Origin of the sequence: Ferrimicrobium sp. (genome assembly GCF_027319265.1) — a bacterium.
Taxonomy (GTDB): domain Bacteria; phylum Actinomycetota; class Acidimicrobiia; order Acidimicrobiales; family Acidimicrobiaceae; genus Ferrimicrobium.
In genome coordinates this window covers 13231-38137 of the sequence record NZ_DAHVNP010000065.1, presented here as the reverse complement: position 1 = coordinate 38137, position 24907 = coordinate 13231, and the positions used below count along the sequence as shown (strand labels likewise).

20 protein-coding genes are annotated in these 24907 nt (G+C 59.8%); 16 read left to right on the top strand and 4 right to left on the bottom strand.

Annotated elements, in window-relative coordinates; genetic code table 11:
• Nucleotides 1-59: 59 nt before the first annotated feature.
• From M7439_RS09615 to M7439_RS09540, 16 genes are all read left to right on the top strand, one after another.
• Nucleotides 60-1829: a S53 family peptidase gene (locus tag M7439_RS09615; RefSeq protein ID WP_308464477.1), complete on the top strand. Its 1770-nt coding sequence runs from the start codon at nt 60-62 to the stop codon at nt 1827-1829.
• A 24-nt stretch (nt 1830-1853) separates the two neighbouring features.
• A complete protein-coding gene (locus M7439_RS09610; RefSeq protein WP_298343750.1) occupies nt 1854-2564 on the top strand; it encodes a precorrin-2 C(20)-methyltransferase in 711 nt (236 codons plus the stop codon).
• The gene (locus M7439_RS09605) at nt 2561-3091 is read left to right on the top strand and encodes a bifunctional adenosylcobinamide kinase/adenosylcobinamide-phosphate guanylyltransferase (RefSeq protein WP_308464476.1); all 531 of its coding nucleotides are present in this window, start codon (nt 2561-2563) and stop codon (nt 3089-3091) included. The genes M7439_RS09610 and M7439_RS09605 overlap by 4 nt, the downstream gene beginning before the upstream one ends.
• Before the next feature lie 24 nt (nt 3092-3115).
• Nucleotides 3116-3853 (top strand): adenosylcobinamide-GDP ribazoletransferase, encoded by a 738-nt coding sequence (locus M7439_RS09600; RefSeq protein WP_298343743.1) that lies wholly within the window; start codon nt 3116-3118, stop codon nt 3851-3853.
• Nucleotides 3846-4766 (top strand): CobD/CbiB family cobalamin biosynthesis protein, encoded by a 921-nt coding sequence (locus tag M7439_RS09595; protein WP_298343740.1) that lies wholly within the window; start codon nt 3846-3848, stop codon nt 4764-4766. Before M7439_RS09600 ends, M7439_RS09595 begins: the two co-directional genes overlap by 8 nt.
• 147 nt (nt 4767-4913) lie before the next feature.
• On the top strand, nt 4914-5300 hold the full coding sequence (locus M7439_RS09590; RefSeq protein WP_298343737.1) for a cupredoxin domain-containing protein: 387 nt from the start codon (nt 4914-4916) through the stop codon (nt 5298-5300).
• A gap of 71 nt (nt 5301-5371) precedes the next feature.
• Nucleotides 5372-6232 (top strand): ferritin-like domain-containing protein, encoded by an 861-nt coding sequence (locus M7439_RS09585; protein WP_298343735.1) that lies wholly within the window; start codon nt 5372-5374, stop codon nt 6230-6232.
• Nucleotides 6233-6276: 44 nt separating this feature from the next.
• On the top strand, nt 6277-7065 hold the full coding sequence (locus M7439_RS09580) for a ferritin-like domain-containing protein (protein ID WP_298343733.1): 789 nt from the start codon (nt 6277-6279) through the stop codon (nt 7063-7065).
• A 93-nt stretch (nt 7066-7158) separates the two neighbouring features.
• Nucleotides 7159-9261 carry a prolyl oligopeptidase family serine peptidase gene (locus tag M7439_RS09575; protein ID WP_298343730.1) on the top strand — a complete coding sequence of 701 codons (2103 nt, stop codon included), beginning with the start codon at nt 7159-7161 and terminating at the stop codon, nt 9259-9261.
• 332 nt (nt 9262-9593) lie between these two features.
• Nucleotides 9594-11114, top strand: coding sequence for a glycoside hydrolase (locus M7439_RS09570; RefSeq protein WP_298343726.1), 1521 nt, complete (start codon nt 9594-9596; stop codon nt 11112-11114).
• A 24-nt stretch (nt 11115-11138) separates the two neighbouring features.
• Nucleotides 11139-12236: an NTP transferase domain-containing protein gene (locus M7439_RS09565; RefSeq protein ID WP_298343723.1), complete on the top strand. Its 1098-nt coding sequence runs from the start codon at nt 11139-11141 to the stop codon at nt 12234-12236.
• Between the two features lie 215 nt (nt 12237-12451).
• A complete protein-coding gene (locus tag M7439_RS09560) occupies nt 12452-13423 on the top strand; it encodes a ribose-phosphate diphosphokinase (protein ID WP_298343720.1) in 972 nt (323 codons plus the stop codon).
• 59 nt (nt 13424-13482) lie between these two features.
• Nucleotides 13483-14007, top strand: a complete 525-nt coding sequence (locus M7439_RS09555; RefSeq protein ID WP_298343717.1) for a 50S ribosomal protein L25 — start codon at nt 13483-13485, stop codon at nt 14005-14007.
• Between the two features lie 18 nt (nt 14008-14025).
• On the top strand, nt 14026-14604 hold the full coding sequence (pth, locus tag M7439_RS09550) for an aminoacyl-tRNA hydrolase (protein WP_298343714.1): 579 nt from the start codon (nt 14026-14028) through the stop codon (nt 14602-14604).
• 11 nt (nt 14605-14615) lie between these two features.
• Nucleotides 14616-17984: a transcription-repair coupling factor gene (mfd, locus tag M7439_RS09545; RefSeq protein WP_298343711.1), complete on the top strand. Its 3369-nt coding sequence runs from the start codon at nt 14616-14618 to the stop codon at nt 17982-17984.
• A gap of 44 nt (nt 17985-18028) precedes the next feature.
• Entirely contained in the window at nt 18029-19048 is a 1020-nt protein-coding gene (locus M7439_RS09540; RefSeq protein ID WP_308464475.1) for a peptidylprolyl isomerase, read from the top strand.
• A 134-nt stretch (nt 19049-19182) separates the two neighbouring features.
• Here M7439_RS09540 and M7439_RS09535 read toward each other — a convergent pair whose 3' ends face one another.
• From M7439_RS09535 to M7439_RS09520, 4 genes are all read right to left on the bottom strand, one after another.
• Nucleotides 19183-21447 (bottom strand): xanthine dehydrogenase family protein molybdopterin-binding subunit, encoded by a 2265-nt coding sequence (locus M7439_RS09535; RefSeq protein ID WP_308464474.1) that lies wholly within the window; start codon nt 21445-21447, stop codon nt 19183-19185.
• A 147-nt stretch (nt 21448-21594) separates the two neighbouring features.
• On the bottom strand, nt 21595-21900 hold the full coding sequence (locus tag M7439_RS09530) for a septum formation initiator family protein (RefSeq protein WP_308464473.1): 306 nt from the start codon (nt 21898-21900) through the stop codon (nt 21595-21597).
• Nucleotides 21897-23183: a phosphopyruvate hydratase gene (gene eno, locus M7439_RS09525; protein ID WP_298343699.1), complete on the bottom strand. Its 1287-nt coding sequence runs from the start codon at nt 23181-23183 to the stop codon at nt 21897-21899. The genes M7439_RS09530 and eno overlap by 4 nt, the downstream gene beginning before the upstream one ends.
• Nucleotides 23184-23285: 102 nt before the next feature.
• On the bottom strand, nt 23286-24596 hold the full coding sequence (locus tag M7439_RS09520) for a MazG nucleotide pyrophosphohydrolase domain-containing protein (RefSeq protein WP_298343696.1): 1311 nt from the start codon (nt 24594-24596) through the stop codon (nt 23286-23288).
• Nucleotides 24597-24907: the final 311 nt, after the last annotated feature.

The window sequence follows — 24907 nt, the reverse complement described above, 5'->3', positions numbered from 1 at the left end:
GTATGGCCGGGTACCGACGCAGCTGTGCCCCAGAGGCTTAAAGGAAGGCATCGAGTTAGATGATGATGCAGAGGAAACAGGCCAAGGGCGGGCCGGTCACGGCTTGCGTGCGGTTCTTTCTTGCCTCCTTGCTCGGCATCGGCTTCATCCTCCTTCCCCATGCACATCCTGCGATGGAATTGATCAACCAACGGGGAGCTTCTGGGACGATGACGGTACAGTTCGACGTCGTACTCAAACCGCGGGATCAACGTCAGCTCTTCGCCGCTGCCTGGCTCCGCTCGCAGCAGCCACCAGGAAGCTACCTTACCCCTGCGCAATTTGGTCAGCGCTATGCTCCGACACCGGCCAAGCAAGACCTTGTCAGTGACTACTTCCAGGACTACGGCTTGGTGACGGGAGCTCCTTGGGCTGGTGGTTTGGTGATGCCCGTCGCGGGTACGGTAGCCGATGCATCAGCTGCCCTCGGGGTCGCCTTTGACCAAGTACATCTTTCGGGGGGTAGGAGTGTCGTTGTCGCCGACGCCTACCCCAAGCTGCCCGAAGCGATCGATGACCTTGTCGATGGGGTCACTGGCCTCTTTGCCAATGGTTACTTCCCGGTGACCCCCAAAGGTGTGCGAGCGAACAGATCGCTCACCTGTTCTGGACTCAGTCAAAAGAACACGCCGAGCGGTGGCTTTTCGCCAGCGGTAGTTGCGAAGTATTATCACCTGTCGCGGGCACGACTACCGCACCCGGTCACCGTCGGGATCGCCGAGTTTGGGAGCGTGACACCCTCGTTGGATCAGAGTATCGCTCGCTTCGCCCGCTGTCTGGGAGAACCAGTACATCTAGCGACCGTTGCAGTCGATGGCGGCTCCGACAACACCAGCTATGCGCACCTTGAGGAGATGGCACTTGACATCGAGACGTTGATCGCCTACGCTCCTGGGGCACATCTGCTGGTCTATACCGCGAGTGCTGGTGATGCTGATGCGTTGTACCTGCGCATGGTGAGTCAGGACCGCGCCAGCATTCTTCTGACCACGTGGGGATCCTGCGAGAGCGATACCCCACCCCAACAGCTCACGATCGAAGAGCTGGCCTTTGCACAGGCCACACTGCAGGGACAGACGGTAGTGGCGGCGAGTGGTGATGATGGGTCATCGGATTGTCTCGCCACGAGGGGTGGAGATGGGCTCTCGGTCGACGATCCTGCCTCGCAGCCGATGGTGACTGCGGTCGGTGGCGAGCAGTTTGCCACCCCACTAGGCCCCGCCGCTCGACCTTGGGTGTGGAATGATCAGACTTACGCTGGCGCGAGCGGTGGGGGGCTCTCTCGGGTCTTTGTCGAGCCGCCCTACCAGCACGGTGTCTACGCTGGTGTAAGAGGAGTCCACCAACTCTGTCATCTCAGGGCGGGTTGCCGGCTTGTTCCCGATGTCGCGATGATAGCGGTTGGTGGAGAGATCGATGTACCGAGAGGCGGATGGACCTTGTTGGGGGGTACGAGCCTGGCGGCATCCGTCTTCGCAGCTGGTCTCGCCGAGGTCGAGGCCCATGCCTCCGCAAGACTCGGACTCATCAACCCTTGGCTCTATCGCCTTTCCAATCATGGTCGGGTCTTCCTCCCGGTGCGCCGGGGAGGTAACGATTTTCGGCATCTCCACCCAGGTCGATTCCTGGCGGGTGGCCGCTTCAGCCTGGCGACGGGGCTTGGAACACCGAATTTTGCTCTGCTCACCCGCGCACTTGCCGACTGGAGGGATGGACGGAGTGGGGATGCAACGGATTGGGTTCGCACGTCAGCGACACTGCATCTCCGTGAAGTCTCGGGCAGGTTCTAAACTGCGGTGGTGGACGCAGGACGAATGACGAAGATCTATGGGGTGGGGCTCGGACCGGGTGACCCTGGATTGGTGACGCTCGCGGCGCTGCAGGCCATCACCAGTGCCCAACTCATTCTCGCTCCTTCGAGCCAGCCCCGAACGATCGGCCGTGCGGAAAGGATCGTCCGTGATCTGTTGCCCGATCGAGAGGTGGTCTCGGTGCCGATGCCGATGACGGGTGGCACCACCGGCATCGCACAGCGGGAGGATGTCACGCGCACATTGATCCGTGATCTGCGCCCAAGGCTCATGAATACGACGGTTGCCTTTGTTACGCTTGGTGATCCACTCATCTACTCGACGTTCTCGCTCTTTGTGGCGTCGCTTCACCATGAGCAGGTGCCAATCGTAGTGGAAGTGATCCCGGGGATCCCCGCCTTTGGCCAGTTGGCGAGTCTGACGACGACCAACCTGGTTGACAACGACGAACGTCTCCATTTGGTGCCAGCGACTGGGGGACTCGATCATGTTGCACGCTTGCTTGAGGACCGGGAGTCTGTGCTTGTCCTCTACAAGCTGTCCGCCAACTTCGCGGCTATCCGGGCCATGATCATCCGAGCTGGCCGGCTGGAGGGAACTATGGTAGGGATGGAGTTGGGAACTGAGCGCGTACAGGTTCTCGCGCTTAGTGAAGCTCCAGACGTCGTGGGGTACTTTGCAACCATTATCGTCCCCGTCCAAAGGAGGCAATGATGAGCCCAACGACCTTGGTGCTTGGCGGTACGCGCTCCGGTAAATCAGCCTTTGCCGAGTCGCTCCTCGATGATAAGCCGGCGGTGCACTACATCGCCACCCTAGCGGCATCTTCAGATGCAGAGTTCAGCGAGCGTGTCGCGATTCATCAACGGCGCCGAGGACCCCGATTCTCCGTGCTTGAGCTCGAGGAACCCCGTGATCTAGTGCGTCTGCTGGCCTTTGATGATCATCCAGTGCTGCTCGATTCTATCGGCACCTGGTTATCGCGTTTGGACGTCTGTGACGCGCAGGAACTCGCGATATTGACGCAGCAACTCGTGGCCACCCTGCGAGTGCGACGCATGCCGCTGGTGATCGTCTCCGAGGAGGTAGGGTTGGCCGTCCATCCCATGACCGCCGCTGGCCGTTGCTTTGTCGATGCGCTAGGGTCGATGAATCAAGCACTTGCGCGCGAGGCAGCACGTGTCTTTCTGGTCGTGGCAGGGATTCCGCTTGCGCTCGATGGGTACCGTGGGCATGAGTAGTTCCCTCGCTGTAGGTCGATTGTGATGGGTCGTGTGCTCCAAGGAGCACGGGGGGCTATCGCCTTCATGACCCTGTTGCCTCTCGGAGGCTCGCTCAACGCAGCCAGTCTTGTGGTGATCCCGCTGACGGGGTTGATCGTCGGTAGTGTGGCCTTTGTGGGGTTCTGGCTTGGCGATCGATCCGGTTCAACGCTGGTCGGCGCGGTGGTGGCGCTCATCGTCGATGCGGCGCTGACGAGAGGGCTACACTACGATGCCGTAGCCGATACCGCCGATGGCCTTGCCGGCTTTGTAACGAGGGAACGGCGCCTCGCCATCATGGATGAGCCGACGGTAGGTGCTTTTGCCGTGGTGGCGCTCATGGTAGTGGTCCTGGTGCGGGTCGCCGCCTGGTCATCGATGACCTTTCCTGCCTTTGTGATCGGGTTTTTTGTGCTCAGTCGTGCGTTGATGGCGCTCGCCATGATGTGGTTTCCACTCGCTAAGGAGAGTTCCATGGCGCAGGTCTTTGCGAGCCAGCGGCGGCGCTCGATCATCTGGGCGCTCATCGCTGAGGCGCTCATCGCCATCGTTGTCATGGCGTTACTCGCCACGACCCTGGTGGTGGTTGCGATCGTGTTCGGTGTGGGGTGCGGGTTTGGTGTTCTTGCCTTTGCCGTTCGGCGCCTTGGGGGGATCACCGGTGATGTGGTCGGTGCGGTGGGTCTGGTCGCTGAATCGGGCATGCTCCTCGCGGCGGCGGTGATACGGGTGCATGGCTAGATCTCGCTACCGACGACCCTCGGCGCTCGTCGTTCTCGGCGCGATGGTGCTCGACGAACTCCTCGGTGACCCTGCGAATCGGTGGCACCCGGTCCGCTGGTTTGGGATCGGTGTCGATAGGCTCGAGGGACACGTCTATGCGGACTCGAGGGCTAGCGGAGCGGCGTTGTGGAGCTTGGCGCTCGTCCCTTCATTGGTGTTACCTCCGCTCCTTTGGTCAGGAGGACGCATCGTCGAGGCGCTTGGGCTGTGGCTGACCCTTGGGGGACGATCGCTGGTCCGTGAGGCTGAGGCGCTTGCGGCGCTGCTCGAGGCGGGGGATCTGTCCGGCGCACGACTACGATTAGGAAACCTTGTTGGTCGCGACACCGCTGGGCTTGGCGTAGAGGAGATCGCTCGGGCAGCGATCGAGTCGCTCGCTGAGAACACCACGGATGCGGTCCTAGGTCCACTGTGGTGGTACGCGGTTGGTGGCCTAAGCGGTGCCCTGGCTTTTCGCAGTAGTAACACACTCGATGCGATGGTGGGTCATCAGAACCGTCGTTACCAGAACTTTGGCTACTTCTCGGCAAAAGTTGATGACCTAGCGGTGACGCCTGCAGCGATTCTTGGTGTCATCGTCAGCTGGCTTGGCGCTCATGGTGAACAACGTCGGCGCATCAGCCGCCTGATCACACTGGCTCCCCAACACCCCTCGCTGAACGCGGGGCTGATTGAGGCGGCCTTCGCCGGCACACTCGGTGTCGATCTGGGAGGGGTGAATCACTATCGAGGCCGAGCGGTCAGCACACCTCGGTTCCTCGGGGGGTCCCCACCTGATGTTCGGGCGCTGCGTGGGGCGAGTCGGCTCTCTCGCCAGGTCGCCTGGATGAGTGCCCTCGTCGCGATCCTGGCCATCATCGCTGGCTCTTGATGGAGCCTGGCTTCTTGCGGACCATCGCTTGCACCATGCTCAGATGACCCATCGCGCGCCGAGGGCCGTTCGCTGAGATCACCTCAGTAGGGCAATTAATTCGTCCTCTTTACAATCCAGATATTGTGGTGGTCTCGAAGTTCTAACATGAGACAACTTCGAGTAATGATCTTCGGTGCAATCGTCCTACTCTTGGGAGGGTTAGTCCTTGCGGCTTGCGGTTCGAGTGCTGCAAGTGTCGGTGCATCGAATCTGCATCCTGGTCCATCTGCATCGGGGAAGTCGGCCACCATTGTGATCAGTAATTTCCAATTTATCCCCGATGAAGTGGTCGTCCACCAAGGTGAGGAGATCATCATCCACAATGAGGATTCGGTTGGGCACACCTTTACTGCCGACAATCGTAGCTTCAATACTGGGGTGATCCCACCGGGGCACACCGTGCATTTCATTATCCATAACAAGCCAGGTACGTATCCATTTCTATGTCTTATTCATCAGTTTATGACCGGAACTCTTGTTGTTGTGAAGTAGGGAGGTGCCTTAGATACGCAGCAATTGTAACGCTATTCGTTCTAGAAATCGTCTCACAAAAGGAGAAAATAGTGACCAAAGAAGCCTTTGATCCACGTCCATTGAATGAACTTATCGAACAATCATCTGATCTGCAGTCGGATTCCATGGCACAGGCTCACCAGGGTCTCGCAGAGACCGTCGAACTCGGACAGGAGTTACGCAGCCGTGGGGAACTCGATCCCTATGAGGCTGAGGCTGTTGCCGAGGAACGCCGAAGTATGTTGCGCACTGGACTCTTCGGTGCAGGGGCTCTTGCGGCGGCAGGCTTTGGGGCGGCGCTCTTTAGCCTTGAGTCGACACCAGCGTTTGCCTCGACCCCGACTGATGTCCAGATTCTCCAGAGCAACGCCTCGATCGAGGTCTTGGCCATCAACACCTACAAGACCGCACTCACGCTCCCCTATATCGGTGGAAGTAGTGCCAACGGCGTGATCAAGGCCTTTGCCGAGACCACTATGGCCCAGCACATGCAGCATCTGAGCGCCTTCAACGCCGCCGTCAAGTCGCTTGGCGGAACCCCGCAAAACAGTGCGGATCCCGCGCTCGTTCCCGTCGTGAAGGCGGCGGTGGCCAAAATCACTGGTCCTGAGGGTGTGGTTGCCTTGGCGCTGGAGCTCGAGCAAGCTGCAGCAGAGACCTATGTGAAGGCGACAGGGGTGATCACCTCGTCGAGTGCGCGCACCTTGACGGCGTCGGTGATGGGTGTTGAGGCACAACATGCCGCGATCCTGCTCGCTGTGCAGGCGTTGCTGAAGGGCAATGCTCCACAGCTGATTGCGTTGCCACCCAACGCGGCTGCACTACCCGCTGCTGCCGGCTCCATCGGCTTCCCCGACGCCTTTTACCCAACCGTTAACGCTCGTCCTCTCATGGAAGGAGCTGTCAAGTGATACACCGCAATCGAGAGAATCAAAGGAACAGAAAGGGAGCCACCATGGAGATCAGTGAGGCTGAACTCAATGCAAAGATCGTTGAACTTGACGAGATTCACCACGACGTGAGCCTGCCAGCGCTCCAGGAGGGTGCCAAGGATTGGGCCGAGGAGGTCGCCCAAGAGCGATCACAGGTCGAGGCTCGTTCTCGTCTCAATCGACGTACCTTTCTCCTCGGAGTGGGTGCTACCGTCGGCGCAGGTGCGCTGCTTGCGGCCTGTGGTTCGAGTTCCTCGGCGACGAAGGTCTCCTCCTCTTCCAGCGCTCCTGAGCTATCTGCCTCCACGCTGACCGATCTTCATGTGGCTGCCTTAGCGGCGAGCCTCGAGAACCTTGGGGTCTATGCCTATACGGCAGGTATCAACGCCGCCAAGGCGGGCAAGTTAGGTGCAGTACCTCCTGCGGTGGTGGTCTTCGCCGAGACGGCGCGCGCCCAGCACAAGGAACATGGAGCTGCATGGAATGCGATTCTGCGTTCCGCTGGCAAGTCGGCGGTGACGGCAACGGATCCGGTACTCACGCCAGTGGTGAACAAGGACTTTGCCTCGGTAACGAATACCGTTGATCTCGCAAAGCTGGCGCTAGAGATTGAGAATATCGCCGGGGAGACCTATCTCTCGGCGATCGGAGTCCTCGCCCAACCCATCGCGATTCGGACCGCAGCGAGCATCGAGCCAGTCGAGATGCAGCACTCAGCGATTCTCAACTTTATCTTGGGCACCTATCCGGTGCCGAACGCCTTCGAGCCCACTACGTTGGCGCGACCGACATCGGACTACACCAAGCTCTGATTGGCGGCACGCGCTTTGCGTAGAGATGGCCGGTGAGGGGCCCAACTCGTAACGAGTTGAGCCCCTCATTCAGGTGCACGCTAGGGTTGGTCTATGCAATCGTCATCACCATTGAGACTCTCCGACCTCGCCCTGCGACCCATTCCCGGCATGACGCTGCCGAGTCAGGTCGCCTTTACCCCTCGCGGAACCGATCTGTATTACCTTGCGCCGCACACCGGTGATCGTCTTGGTCTTTTTCGTTTTGACATCGCCAACAAGAAAGAACACCTCGTCGTTGCCGCCCCAGGTGGGGGGGAGGCTCACGAGGCTGAGACGCTCGAAGAGGAGTTGCGTAAACAACGATTACGACAGACCCTTGGTGGCGTCGGCGGCTTTCAGATCCTTGACGATGAACGTGCGCTGGTCAACATCGGTGGTACGTTCCAGCTTGTTGGCTTACCCGATGGTGCTGCGATCAGCGGATACGACTTCACCGGTCTCCAACATCTCCAACGATGTGGTGACGACTGTTTCGTTGCGACGACGGGAACCGAACTCGTCGTAGTTTTTGGGGACGGCCGGCGGGAGCGTCTCGTGGTGGCAGCGGGGGATGGCATGTCGGTTGGCTTGGCCGAGTACGTGGCTCAGGAGGAGCTTGGCCGGATGAACGGGCTCTGGCTCGATCCGCAGGGGCGCATGCTGGTCTACACGGAGATCGACGAGTCCAAGGTGGCGGAGCACCTGATCGTGCGCACCGATGTCCACCCGAATATGGTGGAGCGCTTCCGTTATCCGATGGTAGGAGCGACCAATGCCTCCGTCGTGCTCTGTCTCTTCGATCTCGAGACGCGTAACAGAACGGTGATCAAGAGTTTTGATGACCAGAGCTATCTAGCCAATGTGGTGTGGCTCGACCGGGATCGAGTGGTGATCGCTTCCATCAATCGAGCCCAGGACCGCCTCACCCGTTGGGTGTACCGGCCAAGCGATGGATCGCTCGCCGAGCTCGACGTCGAGCACGGTGACCCGTGGATCAATCTCCCAGAACGAGAGTTCGCGGCCGGTGGTGATCTTGTGACGACGTCGGAGGCCAAGGAGGGTCAACGCCATCTCATTCGCCTCCAGCCAGATGGTACTCGCACACAGATCGGAGCGGTCGTCATTCGCGAGCTCCTCGGCGTTGAGGGCACCACGGCACTGGTGGTCGCCACCGGAGCTACACCAACCCAAGAGTGGATCTATCGGGTTGACCTCGTGTCGCAGCATTTCGAGCGAGTAGCCGTTGGGTATGGGGCCGCGACAGGAGTCCTAGCACCCGATGGTCGTAGCACCTATGTGAACGCTTCCTCTCGCGACCGCTCTCCGGTCGCGATGCTTGATACCCCTGGCGAGGAGGTATCGATTCGGTCGACTTCGGTACCTTTTGCGCTGGTGGAACCAGAGATGATCGAACTCACATCGGCGACCGGTGAGACCTTGTATGGGGCGGTGTATCTTCCTCCTCCACAGCGGCGTGAGGGAGCACCACTGATCGTGTCCGTGTACGGCGGACCACACGCTCAGCTGGTGGTGGATCACTTTGGCCTGACCATGGATCTTCAGGCACAGTACCTTGCTCAACAGGGTGCGGTGGTGGTCAAACTCGACAATCGTGGAAGCTATGGCCGGGGCCTGGACTTTGAGGCGCACCTGCGCGGTCGCTTTGGCCAGATCGAACTGGAGGATCAACTGCGGGGCGTGGAGTACTGCCAACGCCGTTACCGGCTTGACCCTGAACGGGTAGGAATCTATGGCTGGAGCTATGGAGGCTACATGACTCTGCTCGCGCTGACGCGAGCGCCAGAGGTGTTTGGCGTCGGTGTTGCGGGCGCACCGGTGGTGGATTTTCGCTGGTATGACACCGCCTACACCGAGCGCTATCTTGGGGACCCAATCGAGAATGCGACGGGCTATGAGCGCTCATCGGTCCTTGATGAACTGGAGGGACTCCGCGGAAAACTCATGATTATCCACGGCATGATGGACGAGAATGTCCATTTTGGTCACACCGCCTCACTGCTCGGGCGTGCCAACGAGCTTTCGAAGGATATCGAACTCGTGGTATTGCCGGCGAGCCGGCACGCTCCGGCCGACGTGGCAAGTCTTAGCCGGGTGGCCAAGAGCCGCACCAGGTTCCTGCTCTCGAACCTTGGCCTCGCTGGGGAACTCGCATGAAGGATCGCGTGCCTCCCTGGTGACACCAAGACCTGAGAGGTTCGTGAGAGTCTCCTGCGGGGGCCCCTTGGCACTGTCTGGCCGCGGGTAGGTTGTGATCGTGATGGATCAACACGCATGCACCGGTACGCGGGCCCTTGGTGAGCTGGGTCAGTCCATCTTTGCACGGAGGGGCGTCGTGCACCATCCGTGTGGAGCCGTGCGCGGTGACGCACGGTCGTTGCGCGATGCGCGATCACGTGCGTGCCGATCGTCCTTGAACTGGCGAGCCATGGTCAACTGTGCCCACACGTCGATCAACTGAGGGACGCTCGCTAGGACGAAGGTTGGGGTTGGCGGGGGCTTTCCTCGCCTCCCTCGTCGTAGCTGTAGTCCTCGTACTCGATGCTGGCGTTACGCTGGCGCCCGTGACGGCGGTCTCATTAGATCAACCGCGTCAGGCTACTGTGGTGGGTGCTGTCGCCTCGAGCCCCTCGCACCGGCTGGTCGGCATCGGCGCCTCGGGTGCGTGGTGGTCCGATCCTGCCTATGCGCTGGGACCCCGTGATCGACGGCGCATCGGCCAGCTGCTCTATGGTGCGCATGGCTTGGCGCTCTCGCAGTTTCGCTTCAATATCGGTGGGGGTGGGGTTGGCGTCACCACCTGGTGGAAGGCACCGCCTACCTGGTACCAACCCAATGGGACCTTCAACTTCGGCACCGACAGCCAGGCAGTCTATTTCCTGCGCCAAGCCGCCAACGCAGGGGTTCACGACCTGGTTGGTTTCGTCAATGCCGCACCACCTGCCTTTACCTCCAACCATCAGAGTTGCGGGGGAACCCTCATGGCATCAGCGATACCCGCCTATGCGCTCGAGCTGGCCGAGACCGTCCAAGGGATCCGTTCTCATTTCGGCATCAAACTCTCCTATGTCTCACCCATGAATGAGCCAGTTGGTTCTCAGGCGTCCTGCCACCAAGAGGGGATGGCGGTTCCGATTGATGAGCGTGGCCCACTGGTGGTGGCGCTCGCTGCTGACCTGCGACGTTTCGCTCCGTGGTGTCACGTGATCGCCGACGAGTCCGCTTTTGTCGCGAACGGCTTCCTTGCCAACACGTCGAAGTGGCTCAGTTATCCTGGGGCCTCCAAGGCGGTCGCTGCGCTGACTTTTCATGGGTACGACTACCCTGATGCCACGACCCTTCATGAGGTGTACCTGTTGGCTCACCATCTTCATCACCAGGTTTGGGCGAGTGAGATCTGCTGCCATACTCCCAATGGGTTTGCCTATCAGTACGATCCCACGATGATCTCAGGCATCTGGCTCGCCGACACCATCTATAACGACCTGATGGTGGCGGGAGCTTCAGCCTTTGATTGGTGGTTGGCACTCTCTCCAGATCTCGGGTGCGATCCCGCATCGGACCCGACCTGCTTTGGCGATATCAACGCCCTGGGTCGCAACGATGGTCTGATCTACTTCGACCTCAATGGAGGTGCCATTGGCGATTACCACCTCTATTTGACCAAACGCTACTGGGTGTTGGCGAACTTCTCGCGTTATCTCCGCCCGGGGGCCCAACTGTACCAGGTGGCGACCTCCGATTCTCGTATCAAGGCGTTGGCCGCGCGCGAGGGTGATCTGGAGGTGGTGGTCGCCATCAATCGTTCGCCGGAGGGATCGCCCCCGATCCCCTTCATTCTTGAGTTTCCGAACGGATCCCCACGGATGGTACCCAAATACAGCGTGGAGACCTCCTTCACGGCCAGCCTGCGACCGGTGGCGAACCCTACGGTGACTGGCTCCATCGTCGCGACGCTTAGTCAGCCCTTTAGTGTGACCACTTACGTCTTTCAACGCATGAGCAAGTAATCTTGGAAGGGAGAGGAGGGTATAGTGTCGCTTCGTTATGCGATGGTCCTTGCCGCTGGCAAAGGAACGCGAATGGCATCCGAGAGGCCAAAGCCGCTTATGAAGCTCTGTGGAGTCTCCATGTTGGGACATGTGATGCGAGCGGTGCTTGGTGTTGATGGTCTCGAACGTGTCGTCGTGGTGGTCGGTCACCAGGCCGACCTTGTGGAACGAGAGTTGCGCGGATCCACACCCAGTGCCGCGGAGATCGTCACGGTGCGTCAGCCCGAGCAGCGTGGCACCGGCGATGCCGTGTCAGCGGGCCTCTCGAGATTGCCGGATCTGCTGCCCGGGGTGGGAGGATCGGGTTCTGAGGTAGTGATACTCCCTTCGGACACTCCGCTCGTGCGTTCGGCCACGCTGCGTGAGCTCGCCAAAACCCATGCCCAGGCTGGTAATGCGGTGACGATTCTCACCATGGAGGTGCCTGACCCAGCTGGGTATGGACGTATCGTCCGTACAGCGAAAGGCGCGGTTAGTGGGATTGTGGAGGACCGCGACCTTGTCGGTGACGAGGTCGAAATCCGTGAGGTGAACACGGGGATTTACCTTTTTGACTTAGCCGTGCTGCCGGTTGCCATTCGACGCCTTGCCCCGTCGAACTCACAGCGAGAGTACTACCTTACGGACACGATCGGCCTGCTCGCCCAGGCTGGCTATCAGGTGGGAGTCATGCCGGTGGCTGATGCACATGAGACCCAAGGGGTGAACGACTTACCACAGCTCGTTGAGGCAGAGGAGATCATGCGAGAGCGAATCCTTGCTCGACACCTCAAAGCGGGTGTGATGATGGTACGACCGGAGACCATCACGATCGACGCCGAGGTCAAGATCGGTCGGGGGAGTACGATCTGGCCCAACACGCTGTTGCTTGGCCGCACGAGAATCGGCCACTCGGCGGAGATCGGTCCCGAATCGAGTCTCCTCGACACCGAGGTCGGTGACGGGAGTAGGTTGGTTAGGGTTGATGCCGCTGGGGCGGTCATCGGTGCGTCGGTGCAGGCTGGTCCCTATGTGTCGATCCGGGAGGGGGCCACGGTAGCAGATTACGCGGTGGTAGAGCCCTTCTCTCTTTTGAAGTAACGTCAGCGGAGAGATCAGCTGCGCGGCCGATGGGTCGATATCAGACATCGGTGTGCTCACGTTGGGACGGTTGCGGCGGTGTGCGGTCGATGCGAGTGCGTGAGGAGCACGTCCGGGAACCTCGCCGGGCCAGGCGACCGGCTGGCTGCATCGTGGAGCGAGTACTATGGGTTGGGATTGCGCGATTGTCGGTGCAACTAGGGAAGGAGCTTTACATGGAGTTGGTCCCAAGGAAGCGGCTCGAACTCTTCTCGGGTCGAGCTCATCCTGAGCTGGCTCGCGAAGTTGCTGACCATTTGCAGGTGAAACTAGGCGAGCTGACGTTGCGCGAGTTCTCCGACGGTGAGATCTACTCTCGGTTCGATCAGTCGGTGCGAGGGAAGGACATCTTCTTGCTCCAGACGCATGCGGGCCCGGTGAATGACTCGATCTTTGAGCAGCTCATCATGGTCGACGCGGCCAAGCGTGCCTCGGCAAAACGCATCACAGCGGTCTGTCCCTACTATGGGTACTCACGTCAGGACCGGAAGGCCTCTGGTCGCGAACCGATCACCGCGAAGTTGGTGGCCGACCTCTTCAAGGCTGCGGGTGCGGATCGCATCATCTCCGTCGATCTGCACTCAGGGCAGATCCAGGGATTTTTTGACGGGCCGGTCGATCACCTCACCGCCACCCAGGTGCTGACCGATTACCTGCGGGCCCAGGACGTTGGCGACCTCGTGATCGTCGCACCGGACGCTGGACGGGTTAAGGTTGCCGAACGCTACGCCCAGAAGCTACAGGCAGGTCTTGCGGTTGTGCATAAGAGTCGACCAAAGGGTATGGCAAACGTGGTCAATGCCCTCAACGTCGTTGGTGATGTCGCGGACAAGTGTTGTGTCATTGTTGACGACATGATCGACACCGCGGGGACGGTGACGGCCGCTGCTGATCTGTTGCTCAGCCGGGGTGCGAGTGACGTCTGGGTGATGGCGACCCATCCCATCCTCTCGGGCCCTGCGATTAAAAGGTTGACCGATTCGAGCATCTCTCGGGTGATCGTCACCAACACGCTGCCATTGAGTGGTGATCGTCTGGTCGATAAGATCGAAGTTGTCTCTATCGCGAAGGTGATCGCCGACGCAATTGCCGCCGTTTTTGAGGATGGATCGGTCTCCGAGCTTTTCCATGGAGATAACCTCTCCTGAGAGTTGGCTAGCTGGACCCGCTATGCTCTGTATGTTGTTTCCCAAAAAGTGAGGTTTGCGTGGCAAAGGTTATTGCCTATGAAGGTAGAGAACCAGGAAGTGCGGAGAGTCGTCGTCTACGCGCGGCTGGGAAGGTGCCAGCTGTGGTCTATGGCGGTACCACAAAGACGCGGAATCTTTTTGTGGATGCCCATGATTTCGAGACCGCCCTTGGCCATCGGGTGAATGTCGGTGCCTTGATGGAGCTTGAGGTGGCCGGTAAGGTCACCACGGTGCAGCTACAGGAGCTGCAGCGGCACCCGGTTCGTCGTAGCCTCAGCCATCTGGACTTTCTTGCTATCAATGTTCGCGAGGAGATGGAGGCGACGATCGAGCTTCGCTCGGTGAGTGAAGAGCTTGAGATGGAAGAGCCGAGCCTTCGGGTTCGGGGACATGTCAAGGATATTCCTGACTTTCTCGAGATCTCTTTGGAGATGCTCGATGAGGCTGAGACCTTCACCGCTGGACAGATTCCACTCCCCAAAGGGGTGGTGCTGGTCGGCGACCCTGAGGCTATCGTTGCTCGCCTAGCCGACAAGCTTTAGTCACCCATCCTACGGGAGGTGAGTAAGCAAGTTTTGGTCGTCGGCCTCGGTAATCCGGGCTCTCGTTATCGTGGCACCCGTCACAACATGGGTTTTGCCGTCGCTGATGCGTTGGCCAGTGACCTCGGTATCCTGTTGTCCCGTCGCCACCAGGGGTTAACCGGAACCGCACGCCTTGGGGAGCACACCGTGCATGTGCTGCTTCCCCAGACCTTTATGAATCACTCTGGTCTCGCTGTCGCTGAGTTTGTTCGCTACAGTCCAGTCGAGTACCCAGAGGGCCTGATTGTGATCCACGATGAACTCGACCTCGAACCAGGGGTGGTTCGCATCAAGTTAGGTGGCGGTCTCGCCGGCCATAACGGACTGAAGTCGATCGCCCATCTCATCGCCACACAAAACTTCGTTCGCGTGCGGATTGGCATCGGTCGACCCATCGATCAGTCGGCTGTGGTGGACTTTGTGCTCGCTCGTCCAAAGCCCGAGGAGCGAGTCGAACTCGATCTCGCGGTGCAACGAGGTGTCGACGCGGTGCGCGACGTGATCGAGCTCGGTCCAGAGCGAGCGATGACCCAACACAACCAGCGGGCCCGCTGATGAGAGCTCCAGTGCTCACAAAATTGATGGAGGGTCTCGGAGAGAAGCTCGATCCCGAGTTGCTCGGTGCTGCACCCGCTGCATCGGCGGCGATCATGGGCCAACGTGCATCCGGAGGGAGGATGCTGGTGGTCGTGGCAGGTGAGGCCGAAGCTGAGTCGGTCGCCTACGACCTTGCGACGTTGGGGGATGGCTACCAGAGTTATTGGTTGCCAGCGTGGGACACCGTGCCCTATGAGCGAGTCGCACCATCGATGCGTACGACCGGACGTCGGTTGCGCGCCTTGGTGGCGTTGCAGGAGGAGTCGCAGTGGCCGGTGGTAGTGACGGCATCGGTACGTGCCGCTCTGCAGCGTCTCGCCCCGAGTGCCCTTGGTCTTGCGTACGTGATGCTCCGGGTTGGCACGAAACAGTCCCAGGAGACGCTGATCGACTTTCTCGTCCGTGGTGGCTATCTGCGAGAGTCGCAGGTGTCGAGTCCTGGTGAGTTTGCGGTACGCGGATCGATCGTGGATATTTTCCCGCCAGATCAGGACAACCCGATCCGCGTGGATTTCTTCGATGACGAAATCGATCGTCTCGTCGTCTTTGATCCGACCTCACAGCTCACGATTACCTCCATCGAGCACTGCGAGGTGCTTCCTGCGAAGGAGGTGCTCATCGATGATCCGTTACGTCGGAGACTTGCGGAGTTGGCTGAACGGGCTCCAGTCCTTCAGGACCGAATCAGTGAGTTGCTGGCGGGGACGAGTCCAGACCCGGTGGAGAGTCTTCTCCCGTTGTTGCTCGATCATGAGGCGACGCTCGTTTCAGACCTTCTCGGGGAGGACGATGTCCTGATCATCGCAGGGGGTGCTCTGCTTGAGGCTGAGTCGGTGCGCATCGCTGCCGATGAGGAGTCGATGACGAATGCGTTGGCACCGACGTGGGGGATCGACGCAACGGACTCTACCGCGGGCCTTCTCGCCCCCTTTGCTCATCTCCGGTCAAGTGCTGCACGTCGGGTCGAGTTGGTCGATGGTGGTGTCGAGCCCCGGCCGCTTTCGATCGATCACCGCGATATGGCCGGCTTTGTTGAACGCGTTGGTGCTCTGGTTCGTGGTGGCTGTCGGGTGATGGTGACCGCTGAGTCGCCGGCTCGCCTACGAGCACTCACCGCGACCTTTGCGAGCTTTGATCGTTACCCAGTGGTACTCACAAGGGAGGCCAGCCCTCCCGAGGCGGCGGGCCTCTATCTTGTGGAGGGGGTACGCCTCTATCACTCCTTCGTCATCGAGGCGGCAAAGCTCGCGGTGGTGGCCGATGCGGATCTGGTCCGGCCGCTGGCCAATGCACAGCCGAGGCGCCAACGTCCAAGAACGATCACCTCGACATTGGATGACCTCGTACCAGGCACCTTGGTGGTGCATGAGACCTATGGTGTGGCACGCTACGAGGGAATCGTCTCGCGGTCCCTCGCAGGGGTTGAACGGGATTATCTGTTGCTCGAGTTCGGCGGAAAGGACAAGATCTACCTCCCCTCCGATCAGACCGATCGGATCACCCTCTACGTCGGTGGGGAGAACCCAGCTCTCTCACGACTGGGTTCAAAGGAGTGGAGCCAGCAGGTCAAGAAGGCGCGTAGAGCGGCGAATGAGGTTGCACAGGAGCTTGTAGTCCTCTATCAGAAGCGGCTGATCACCGCTGGCCATGCGAAGGAGCCTGATACCGTCTGGCAGCAGGAGATGGAGTCAAGTTTTGGCTACGAGCTCACCCCTGATCAGGCCGTCGCTATTGAAGAGACCAAGAGTGATCTTGAACAGCCGGTCCCAATGGATCGGATGGTCTGTGGTGATGTGGGATTTGGGAAGACGGAGGTAGCCATTCGGGCGGCCTTTAAAACCATCCAGAGCGGGGCCCAAGTGGCGATCCTTGTCCCGACCACGATCTTGGCCCAACAACACTATGACACCTTCCGTGAACGGTTCGAGCCCTACGGCGTCAAGGTTGGGTTGTTGTCGCGGTTTGTGAGTCCTCGCGAAGTCAAACGCTTGAAGGAAGAGCTGCGTCTTGGCACCCTTGACTGCCTGGTGGCGACCCATGCGCTGGTTTCGAAGGAGATTGATTTTCGACGGCTTGGGCTCCTTGTGATCGACGAGGAACAGCGCTTTGGTGTGGCGCACAAGGAGTTCTGGAAGACACGCCATCCGGATCTCGATGTGCTCACGTTGTCGGCGACTCCGATTCCGCGCACGCTGGAGCTCTCGCTGGTTGGCGTCCGCGATATGTCGCTGTTGCGAACACCACCGCTCGATCGTCAACCGATCCTGACCCACGTTGGCCCCGATGACGATGCGGCGATCTCAGAGGCGATCCGTCGTGAACTGATCAGGGGTGGTCAGGTGTTTTATGTCCATAACCGGGTGCGCGATATCCAGTCGATCGCGCGTAAAGTCGCCGACCTCGTCGGGACGGCGCGGATCCTGGTCGCGCATGGCCAACTCCCCGAACACGAGTTGGAGCGAGTTGTCGATGAGTTCTGGCATCGTAAGGCCGACGTTCTTGTCTGTACGACCATCATCGAGAGCGGGATCGACCTTCCATCGGTCAACACGCTTATCGTGGACCACGCGGAGGATCTCGGGCTCGGACAGCTCCATCAGCTTCGCGGACGGGTCGGTCGTTCGGGGCAACGGGCTTATGCCTACCTGTTCTACCCTCGGACCAAGCCTCTTTCGGTGATCGCTCTGGAGCGTCTCCGAACGATCGTGGAGAACACCGATCTCGGGGCGGGATACCGCATCGCGATGCGTGACCTTGAGCTGCGCGGTGCTGGGTCGTTTCTTGGCGAGCGGCAGTCTGGCCATATGAGCGCGGTGGGCTATGAACTCTACGTGCGTCTGGTCGCGGAGGCGGTGGCACAGATGAAGGGGGATGAGCGCATCGAGGTGCCCGAGATCAATATCGACCTTCCGATCTCGTACTCGATCCCAGTGGAATACGTGGCCGATGAGGCGGTGCGAATGGATCTCTACCGTCGCCTGGCCATCGCTCGAGATGAGGCGGAGGTAACGGACCTCGCCAGCGAGTTGAGTGACCGATTTGGACCTCATCCCGGGCAAGTGGTGAACCTCATCGAAATGACGCGGTTAAAGCTTGCGCTGATCGAGCGGGGGGTACGTGAAGTAGGGTCGCGTCGCTCGGCCAAAACCGGGACCATGGAGGTCTTTCTCAAGCCGATCCAACTCCGTCCCTCTGAGGAGGTTCGTCTGCGTCGACTCGCTTCCCGTCCAACCTATCGAGGGAGTGAACAGGAGCTCGTGATCCCCTTTCGACCACGAGACAACCTGCTCGAGGTCGTTCGTGAAGTCGTTCTGGGTCCATCGAATTCGCCGTCGTAGCGCAGGCATAGTAGGCTAGGGAAGCTGTGAAGCCAAGGAGGAGTATGTCTCGAAGGTTGTTGAAGTTCCTTCCGCTTGTGTTAGGGTTTGTTCTTGCGAGCTGTTCGACCATCGGTTATGCCGCAAAGGTTGGCTCACAGACGATCTCCAATAGCCAGCTGAACACGGAGCTACGCGAGGTCTCGTCAAACTCGGCCTTTGATACGCTGCTCTCAAAGAACAAGTCACCCGTCTTTGGACCAGGCAAGAAGAGCTACACCACGTTGTTTGTCGATAATATTTTGAATCGTCGCATTACGATCGATCGTATCCTCCAAGCCGAGCACCGACTCAATATCACGGCGACTCCACTAGAGGCACAGCTTGCGAAGGCACTCACGATCCAATCGGTCGGCTCTCAGTCCACCTTCGCCGCTTTTCCGAGGGCCTATCAGGCACAGTTAGTCAGTGATACGCGAGCTATCGTCGCCATGGAGGCGTACTTGGCGAAGGTGAATCTGAGCACGGCCGGCGTCCAGGCCTATTATGCGAGTCATCACGGCAACTTTGTCGACGTCTGCTCCTCAGAGATCCTCGAGACCTCACCCCTTGAGGCGGATGCCGTACTCGCCAAGATCAGAGGGGGACTCTCATTCGCGGCGGCCGCCAACCAGTACTCCGAGAACAAGAGTAGCCAAGCGAGCGGCGGTGCCGTCGGTTGTGGAACCATCTCCCAGTACGAGCAAGTTCTCGGGGCCAACTATACCCATGCGATTGAGACCTTGCCGATCGGTAAAGCTTCGCTTCCGGTGCAGATCAGTCAAGGGTGGTCGATCATCGAGGTCACGTCTCGTAGTCTGATTCCTTTCCATGATGCTGAACTGAGTGCCGCCAACGATGAGCTCTCGCACGGCTCAGCGTTACTGAACGACTTTCTCGCTCGCGACTCCAAAGTACAACAGCTCGAGGTCAACCCAGAATACGGTCGTGTCAAGGATGTCGGCGGCGTCCTTCAGGTGGCACCAAGCAAGGGACCAAGTCCCAAAGCGTTGAGTCAATACTTCACGCCAGGGCTCGCACAGTAGCCAGCGGGCTCCCTCGTCTCGGTGCTTACTTTTTCAGTGCTCTCTCGTCTTAGCGCCAGACGTTTGGGTCGGTGCTACCCAACGAGGAGAGTTGCTGCTCGGAGCCCGGTCGGTCCGATGCGGCGGCATCGCCCCTATGCACGCTCGGCGGCAGGCATCGTCGTGATGGCGCGCCAGACCTGTTGGGGGCTCATCGGTAGGTTGATGTGCCGGATGCCGAGGTGGGCCAAAGCGTCGATGACGGCGTTCCAGACGGCAGGCGTCGCCCCGATGGTGCCAGATTCTCCGATCCCCTTTGCACCCAGTGGATTCATGAAGGTCGGCGTTTCTTGGTGAAAGAGATCGAATGAAGGCAGCTCTGCGGCCGAGATGATCGAGTAGTCCGCAAAGTTGGGTGTGAGCGGAGAGCCATCGGCCCCATACTGGAACTCCTCGAGGAGCGCCTGGGCTACTCCTTGGGCGATGCCACCATGGAGCTGTCCCTCCGCGAGCAGCGGGTTCAGGATCTTGCCTGCGTCGTCGACCGCGTTCAAGCTGATCAGGTGCACTCTACCGGTCTCAACATCGACCTCGACGACGGCAAGGTGCGCTCCAAAGGGGTACGTCGCATCCGCTGGAGCGAAGTCCAAGGTGACGTCGAGTGGCTGGTCCAGCTCGCGTGCTCGTCGTGCCAGGGTTGGCCAGTCGAGGGTGGTTGAGGGGCTGCCGTGGACGAAGGCGCCATCGGCATTGAGTCTGATGTCGGCCTCGCTGGCTTCGAGGGTCGCAGCGGCCACCTGCTTGGCACGGATACTGAGTTCGTGGGCAGCGCCAGAGACGGCAGCACCACCTGTTTGGAGCGACCGCGAGCCAAAGGTGCCGACACCGCGGGGAACCAGGTCGGTGTCGCCGGTGATGACCTGTACCTGGTCGAGATCGACTCCTAGTTCATTGGCGACGAGCATTGACCAGGCGGTGGCGTGTCCTTGTCCATGGGGTGAAGTGCCTGAGTAGGCGACGATGACACCATCATCTTGGACCTCGACTCGACCATACTCGCTCGACCCACCGCCGTTGGTGACCTCGACATACACGGCGATTCCGACTCCGAGTTGCAGGGGGGCTGCGCTGGCCCGGCGACGTCGCTGTTCGTCGCGGAGTTGTGCATAACCGCCACGTTCGCAGAGTGTACTAAGGGCCCTAGAGTAGTCACCGACATCGTAGTTGGCGCCGGTTGGCGTGGTCAGGGGGAAGTCCTCCTTTGGGATGAGGTTGCGTAATCGTAGTTCGACGGGATCCATGGCTAGTTCGGCGGCGAGGCGATCCATCATGCGCTCGATGGCTGCAGCGGCCTCTGGCCGCCCAGCTCCGCGATAGGCCGAGATCGGGGTGGTGTTGGTGGCCACCGATACGTAGGAGGTCTCTACGTTGGGAATCAGGTAGGTACCGGGCGCCATGAGGCAGGTGAGGGTGGGGAGCAGTGCCCCGAAGGCAGGATAGGCACCGCTATCTTGGACGATGCGCAGGCGGTAGCCGACAAGCTTACCTTCCTTGGTTGCTCCGAGCTCAAGGTACTGGATTTGGGCCCGTCCATGGACGAGCCCAAGCATTGAGCGAGTGCGGTCCTCGTGCCAAGTGATGGGTCGCCTGAGTTTGTGTGCCGCCGCGGCGATGGCGACGTCCTCTGGGTAAACCGTCACTTTAGCGCCAAAGCCTCCGCCGACATCTTGGGCCCGCACGACGATGCTCGATTCGTCGATATTGAGACACCTCACCAGGGTTCTTCGCAGTCCATGCGCCGATTGGGTCGAGGAGTAGACCACGAGGCGACCATCTGGGGTGGGGACTGCGGCCATCGCTCGCGTCTCGAGCGAACAGGGAGCGAGACGTTGGTTTATCAGACGTTCGGTGACGACCACATCGGCATCTGCGAAGAGGTTTGCGTTGGGACTATCGGGACTCTTGGCAAAGATGTTGGTGCTCCCAGGGAAAAGGGCGACGAGATCCTCCATCGATTGCTCGGGATCGATCACGGCCTGGAGCGGGTCGAAGTCGGCATAGACCAGTTCCGCTCCGTCAAAGGCCGCCTGAGGTGTCTCTGCGAGGACGAGCGCAAAGGGTTCACCCACATAACGGACTCGCTCGGTGGCGAGCACGGGACGGGCGCACTCTGGACGGTCTGGTATGGCTGGTGCGATGGGGGCGGCGTCGAGGTCCCCTCCACAAAGGACGTGGCGCACACCAGGCAAACCAAGGGCATCATCGGTGTTGACATGCGTGAAGGTCGCATGGGCAAAGGGCGAGGTGGCAAAGCAGGCATATAACGGGTGATCGAGGTCGAGGTTGGCTACGTACCGACCCTCTCCACGCAACAGTGCAGGGTCTTCTTTTCTGATGACGCGACTACCGAGAATACTCACTGGAGCGACTTCCTTTCTGGTTGTGGGCACAACGTTTGCGGCGGCACCCGAACGAGGTCGGGGCGCGAGACGGAGATCGGTCTTTGGTGTCGTCTGCGTGAGTGTGCTGACAAGACCGTAACAGCGTAGGAGGTCTTGTGGTGATCGTCAACTCTTCGGCGCCGGAGTCTGATAGAGGGGTGAGCTCGGCAGGATCTGGTAGGGGGTTGACCCCGTTGGGTACATACCAAATTCATTGCGTGCAATCTGTTCGATCCACTGGGGCGAGTTTAACTGGGCCACGCTCTGTTCTAACTTGGTGTTTGTTGCCTGGAGCTGGTGGAGTTCTGCGGTGTCGTGGTGCTTAGTCGCGATGACGTTCAGCAGCTGACTCGTTGGAAGAACGGTCGTGGCGTAGACTACCACACCCAGCAAGAGTGCTGCGAGAATGATGACACGCCGTCGAACCTTCACTTGCCTCTCTTGACCCAATCGATATACCGTGCCCCCTCGCCTAGCATAGCTTCAATTCGGAGGAGCTGGTTGTATTTTGCAACTCTGTCAGATCGCGCAGGCGCGCCGGTTTTGATTTGACCGGCGTTGGTTGCGACGGCAAGGTCCGCGATGAAGGTATCCTCGGTCTCGCCTGACCGGTGCGAGATAACGGTTGAGTAACCATGCGAGCGTGCGAGTTCCATCGTCTCAAGGGTCTCAGTCAGTGTCCCAATCTGGTTGAGCTTGATCAAGATCGAGTCGGCAACCTCCTCCTTGAATCCACGCTCAAGCCGAATGGGGTTCGTCACGAAGATGTCATCGCCGACGATTTGGATGCGACCGCGAAGGCGTTCAGTGAAGATCTTCCAGCCCTCCCAGTCCTCCTCGGCCATTGGATCCTCGATCGAGACGATAGGGAAGGCATCGACGAGCTGCGCGTAGTAATCGACCATCTCGTCTGCGGTAAGCGTTCGATCCTCGCCCTTGAGGAGGTAGTGACCGTCGACGAAGAACTCGGTACTCGCTGGGTCAAGGGCGAGGGAGATGTCGACTCCTGGTCGCAGGCCGGCCTTTTCAATCGCCCCAACGAGCAGTTCAAGTGCCTCCTGGTGCGAGTGGAGATTCGGTGCAAACCCACCCTCGTCTCCGACTGCGGTCGACAAGGATTTTGCCGCCAGCTCAGCCTTCAAGGCTGCGTAGGTCTGAACCCCCCATTGCAGGGCCTCGCGAAAGCTGACCGCACCATGGGGAACCAGCATGAACTCCTGCATATCCAGGTTGTTCGATGCGTGTACACCTCCGTTGATGACGTTCATGAATGGTACGGGAAGGAGCGTAGCATCAACACCTCCCAGGTAGGAGGTGAGGGGAAGTCGCGAGGCGTTCGCTGCCGCCCGGGCTGCTGCTAGGGAAACGGACAGGATGGCGTTTGCACCGAGGCGTGACTTGTCCGGTGTGCCATCAAGGGCAATCATGGCGCGGTCGAGGAGTCGCTGTTGACGAGCATCGTGGCCAATCACTGCTCCGGCAATAGGGCCGTTGACGTTGGCGATGGCTCGATTAACCCCCTTGCCTCCGAAGTCAGGACCTCCATCGCGTAGCTCCACCGCCTCAAACCGACCGGTTGATGCACCCGAGGGCACGATCGCTCGTCCTCGTGCTCCACCGGCGAGTGCGACCTCCGCCTCAACCGTAGGATTTCCGCGTGAGTCCAGTACCATTCGGCCTGCTACCTGGGTGATCTCGGTGTCGTTGCGTGCCATCAACATACCTTTCGTCTCATCGGGTCTCCTCCTAACTTAGCATCCCGGGACGGCGCGAGCATCATCGGCCACGTCGCTGGTCGTTGGCTATGTACGACAGGCTTACGAAGGCAGGAGTCCCTCAAGGGCACGGGCAGCGTGGCGAAGGGTCTCCTCAAGATCGACACCGTTGCCGAGCGCGGTCAGGGCCGCGACGACGAGGTCGTTGGAGCCTGGCCCAGAGACGACGGAGTCGTGCACACTGTTGCGGATGTCGTCTGGTTCGTACCCGAGCCCGGTGACCCTTCGATACGCCTTCTGAAGTCGTAGTGCACCAGGCAAGGCCTCGGGCACCTGGGCGGGTGCCGCACCCTTGCGTTCCTCAGCCTTGATCGTCTCCCAGTTGGCGACGACCTGTTCTGCGGAGTCGACGTCGATGTCACCAAAGACATGGGGGTGACGACGCACCAGCTTTGTGCGAAGGGCGGCTGCAACCGATGCAAGCGTAAAATCACCGGCCTCGTTGCCGATCTCGGTATGCATGAGCACTTGGAGGAGGAGGTCACCGAGCTCCTCCTCCAAGTGAGTAACGAGCAGCGGATCCTCGTCAGTAGAGAGCTCAAGGTCATCGATGGCCTGTACTACCTCGTGCGCCTCCTCAAGGAGGTGTCGTGCCAGTGAGCGGTGGGTCTGTTCGGCGTCCCATGGGCACTCTTGTCGCAGCCGGTGGACGATGCTGATCAGGGAGGTCAGTTCGGCAAAGGGGGCTCCAAGGCCGGTGATCAGGAGACTGGTCAGATGGTCACACGTTTGGAGTGCGGTACTCGTCTCGTCGACAACAAGCACTCGCTCATCGGGTAGTCCGAGATGAAAGAGCATCGTTACCTCTCCGCCGCGTTCGGTGGCCTTGGCGGTGACCTCGGTCGCGATCATCGGATCAAAACATTGCAGGGCGAGGAGTGTGTCGCTCTCGATCGGGAAATCCGTTAACAGATCGATGGCATCGACGATCTTGAGCCCATCGATGGGATCGATGTGGAGGCGCAAGGCGGCGTAGTCAAGGAGCCCCAGTCCATCTCCGATCTCGACGTCGATGCCAGGCTCTTTGAGGAGGAGCTGTACACTTCGTTCGCCGATGGCTGGAGAGCCGGGGACGACGTAGGCAATGCGGGTATTACCGGCGACTGTGCTGAGATCCAGCAGTCGCTCCACGATGCGAGGATAGAGATCATCGAAGTTTTGGCTCTGATCGTAGAGGTCATCACAACTCAGGATCGGTACAGACGGGTCAACTACCGCAGTGAGTGCCTCCGAGAGACCTGGGTGGCGCAGGGTCCTACAGACGATGGTGGTACACCCGTCGAGGGGGGCAACGAGATTCTGCGGTATCGTCGTGGCGATTCCAGCTCCAATAAGGACAATGGTGGATTGCATACCACCAGGCTACTGCCTTGAATGGGCGTAGGGTGACCGAGTTGTGCCCGGCTCGGACCACGAAGGGAGTTCATATTCACAGAGTTGTCAGGGCATCGCTCAGTTCGCACGATGAGACGTGATGGCGTTCAAGAACCGACGCCCCACCAAGGCACTGCGTGGTTCTGCAGGTCGTCTTTGCTGTGCAGGAAACCCAACAGGTGCTCGCGGGCCAGCCGCTCCCCTCGTTCCATCATCAGGCACCATCTAGCAACTCGCCTCTGGCTGCGAGGCTCTCTGAGGAGACGAGTTGTGTGGCGGTGGGGCGCGGT

Bases quoted from the DNA above. Each gene is read 5' to 3' on its own strand.
- M7439_RS09615 (WP_308464477.1), top strand. From the start codon at position 60: ATGATGATGCAGAGGAAACAGGCCAAGGGCGGGCCGGTCACGGCTTGC.
- M7439_RS09610 (WP_298343750.1), top strand. From the start codon at position 1,854: ATGACGAAGATCTATGGGGTGGGGCTCGGACCGGGTGACCCTGGATTG.
- M7439_RS09605 (WP_308464476.1), top strand. From the start codon at position 2,561: ATGATGAGCCCAACGACCTTGGTGCTTGGCGGTACGCGCTCCGGTAAA.
- M7439_RS09600 (WP_298343743.1), top strand. From the start codon at position 3,116: ATGGGTCGTGTGCTCCAAGGAGCACGGGGGGCTATCGCCTTCATGACC.
- M7439_RS09595 (WP_298343740.1), top strand. From the start codon at position 3,846: ATGGCTAGATCTCGCTACCGACGACCCTCGGCGCTCGTCGTTCTCGGC.
- M7439_RS09590 (WP_298343737.1), top strand. From the start codon at position 4,914: ATGAGACAACTTCGAGTAATGATCTTCGGTGCAATCGTCCTACTCTTG.
- M7439_RS09580 (WP_298343733.1), top strand. From the start codon at position 6,277: ATGGAGATCAGTGAGGCTGAACTCAATGCAAAGATCGTTGAACTTGAC.
- M7439_RS09575 (WP_298343730.1), top strand. From the start codon at position 7,159: ATGCAATCGTCATCACCATTGAGACTCTCCGACCTCGCCCTGCGACCC.
- M7439_RS09560 (WP_298343720.1), top strand. From the start codon at position 12,452: ATGGAGTTGGTCCCAAGGAAGCGGCTCGAACTCTTCTCGGGTCGAGCT.
- M7439_RS09540 (WP_308464475.1), top strand. From the start codon at position 18,029: ATGTCTCGAAGGTTGTTGAAGTTCCTTCCGCTTGTGTTAGGGTTTGTT.
- eno (WP_298343699.1), bottom strand. From the start codon at position 23,183: ATGGCACGCAACGACACCGAGATCACCCAGGTAGCAGGCCGAATGGTA.
- M7439_RS09520 (WP_298343696.1), bottom strand. From the start codon at position 24,596: ATGCAATCCACCATTGTCCTTATTGGAGCTGGAATCGCCACGACGATA.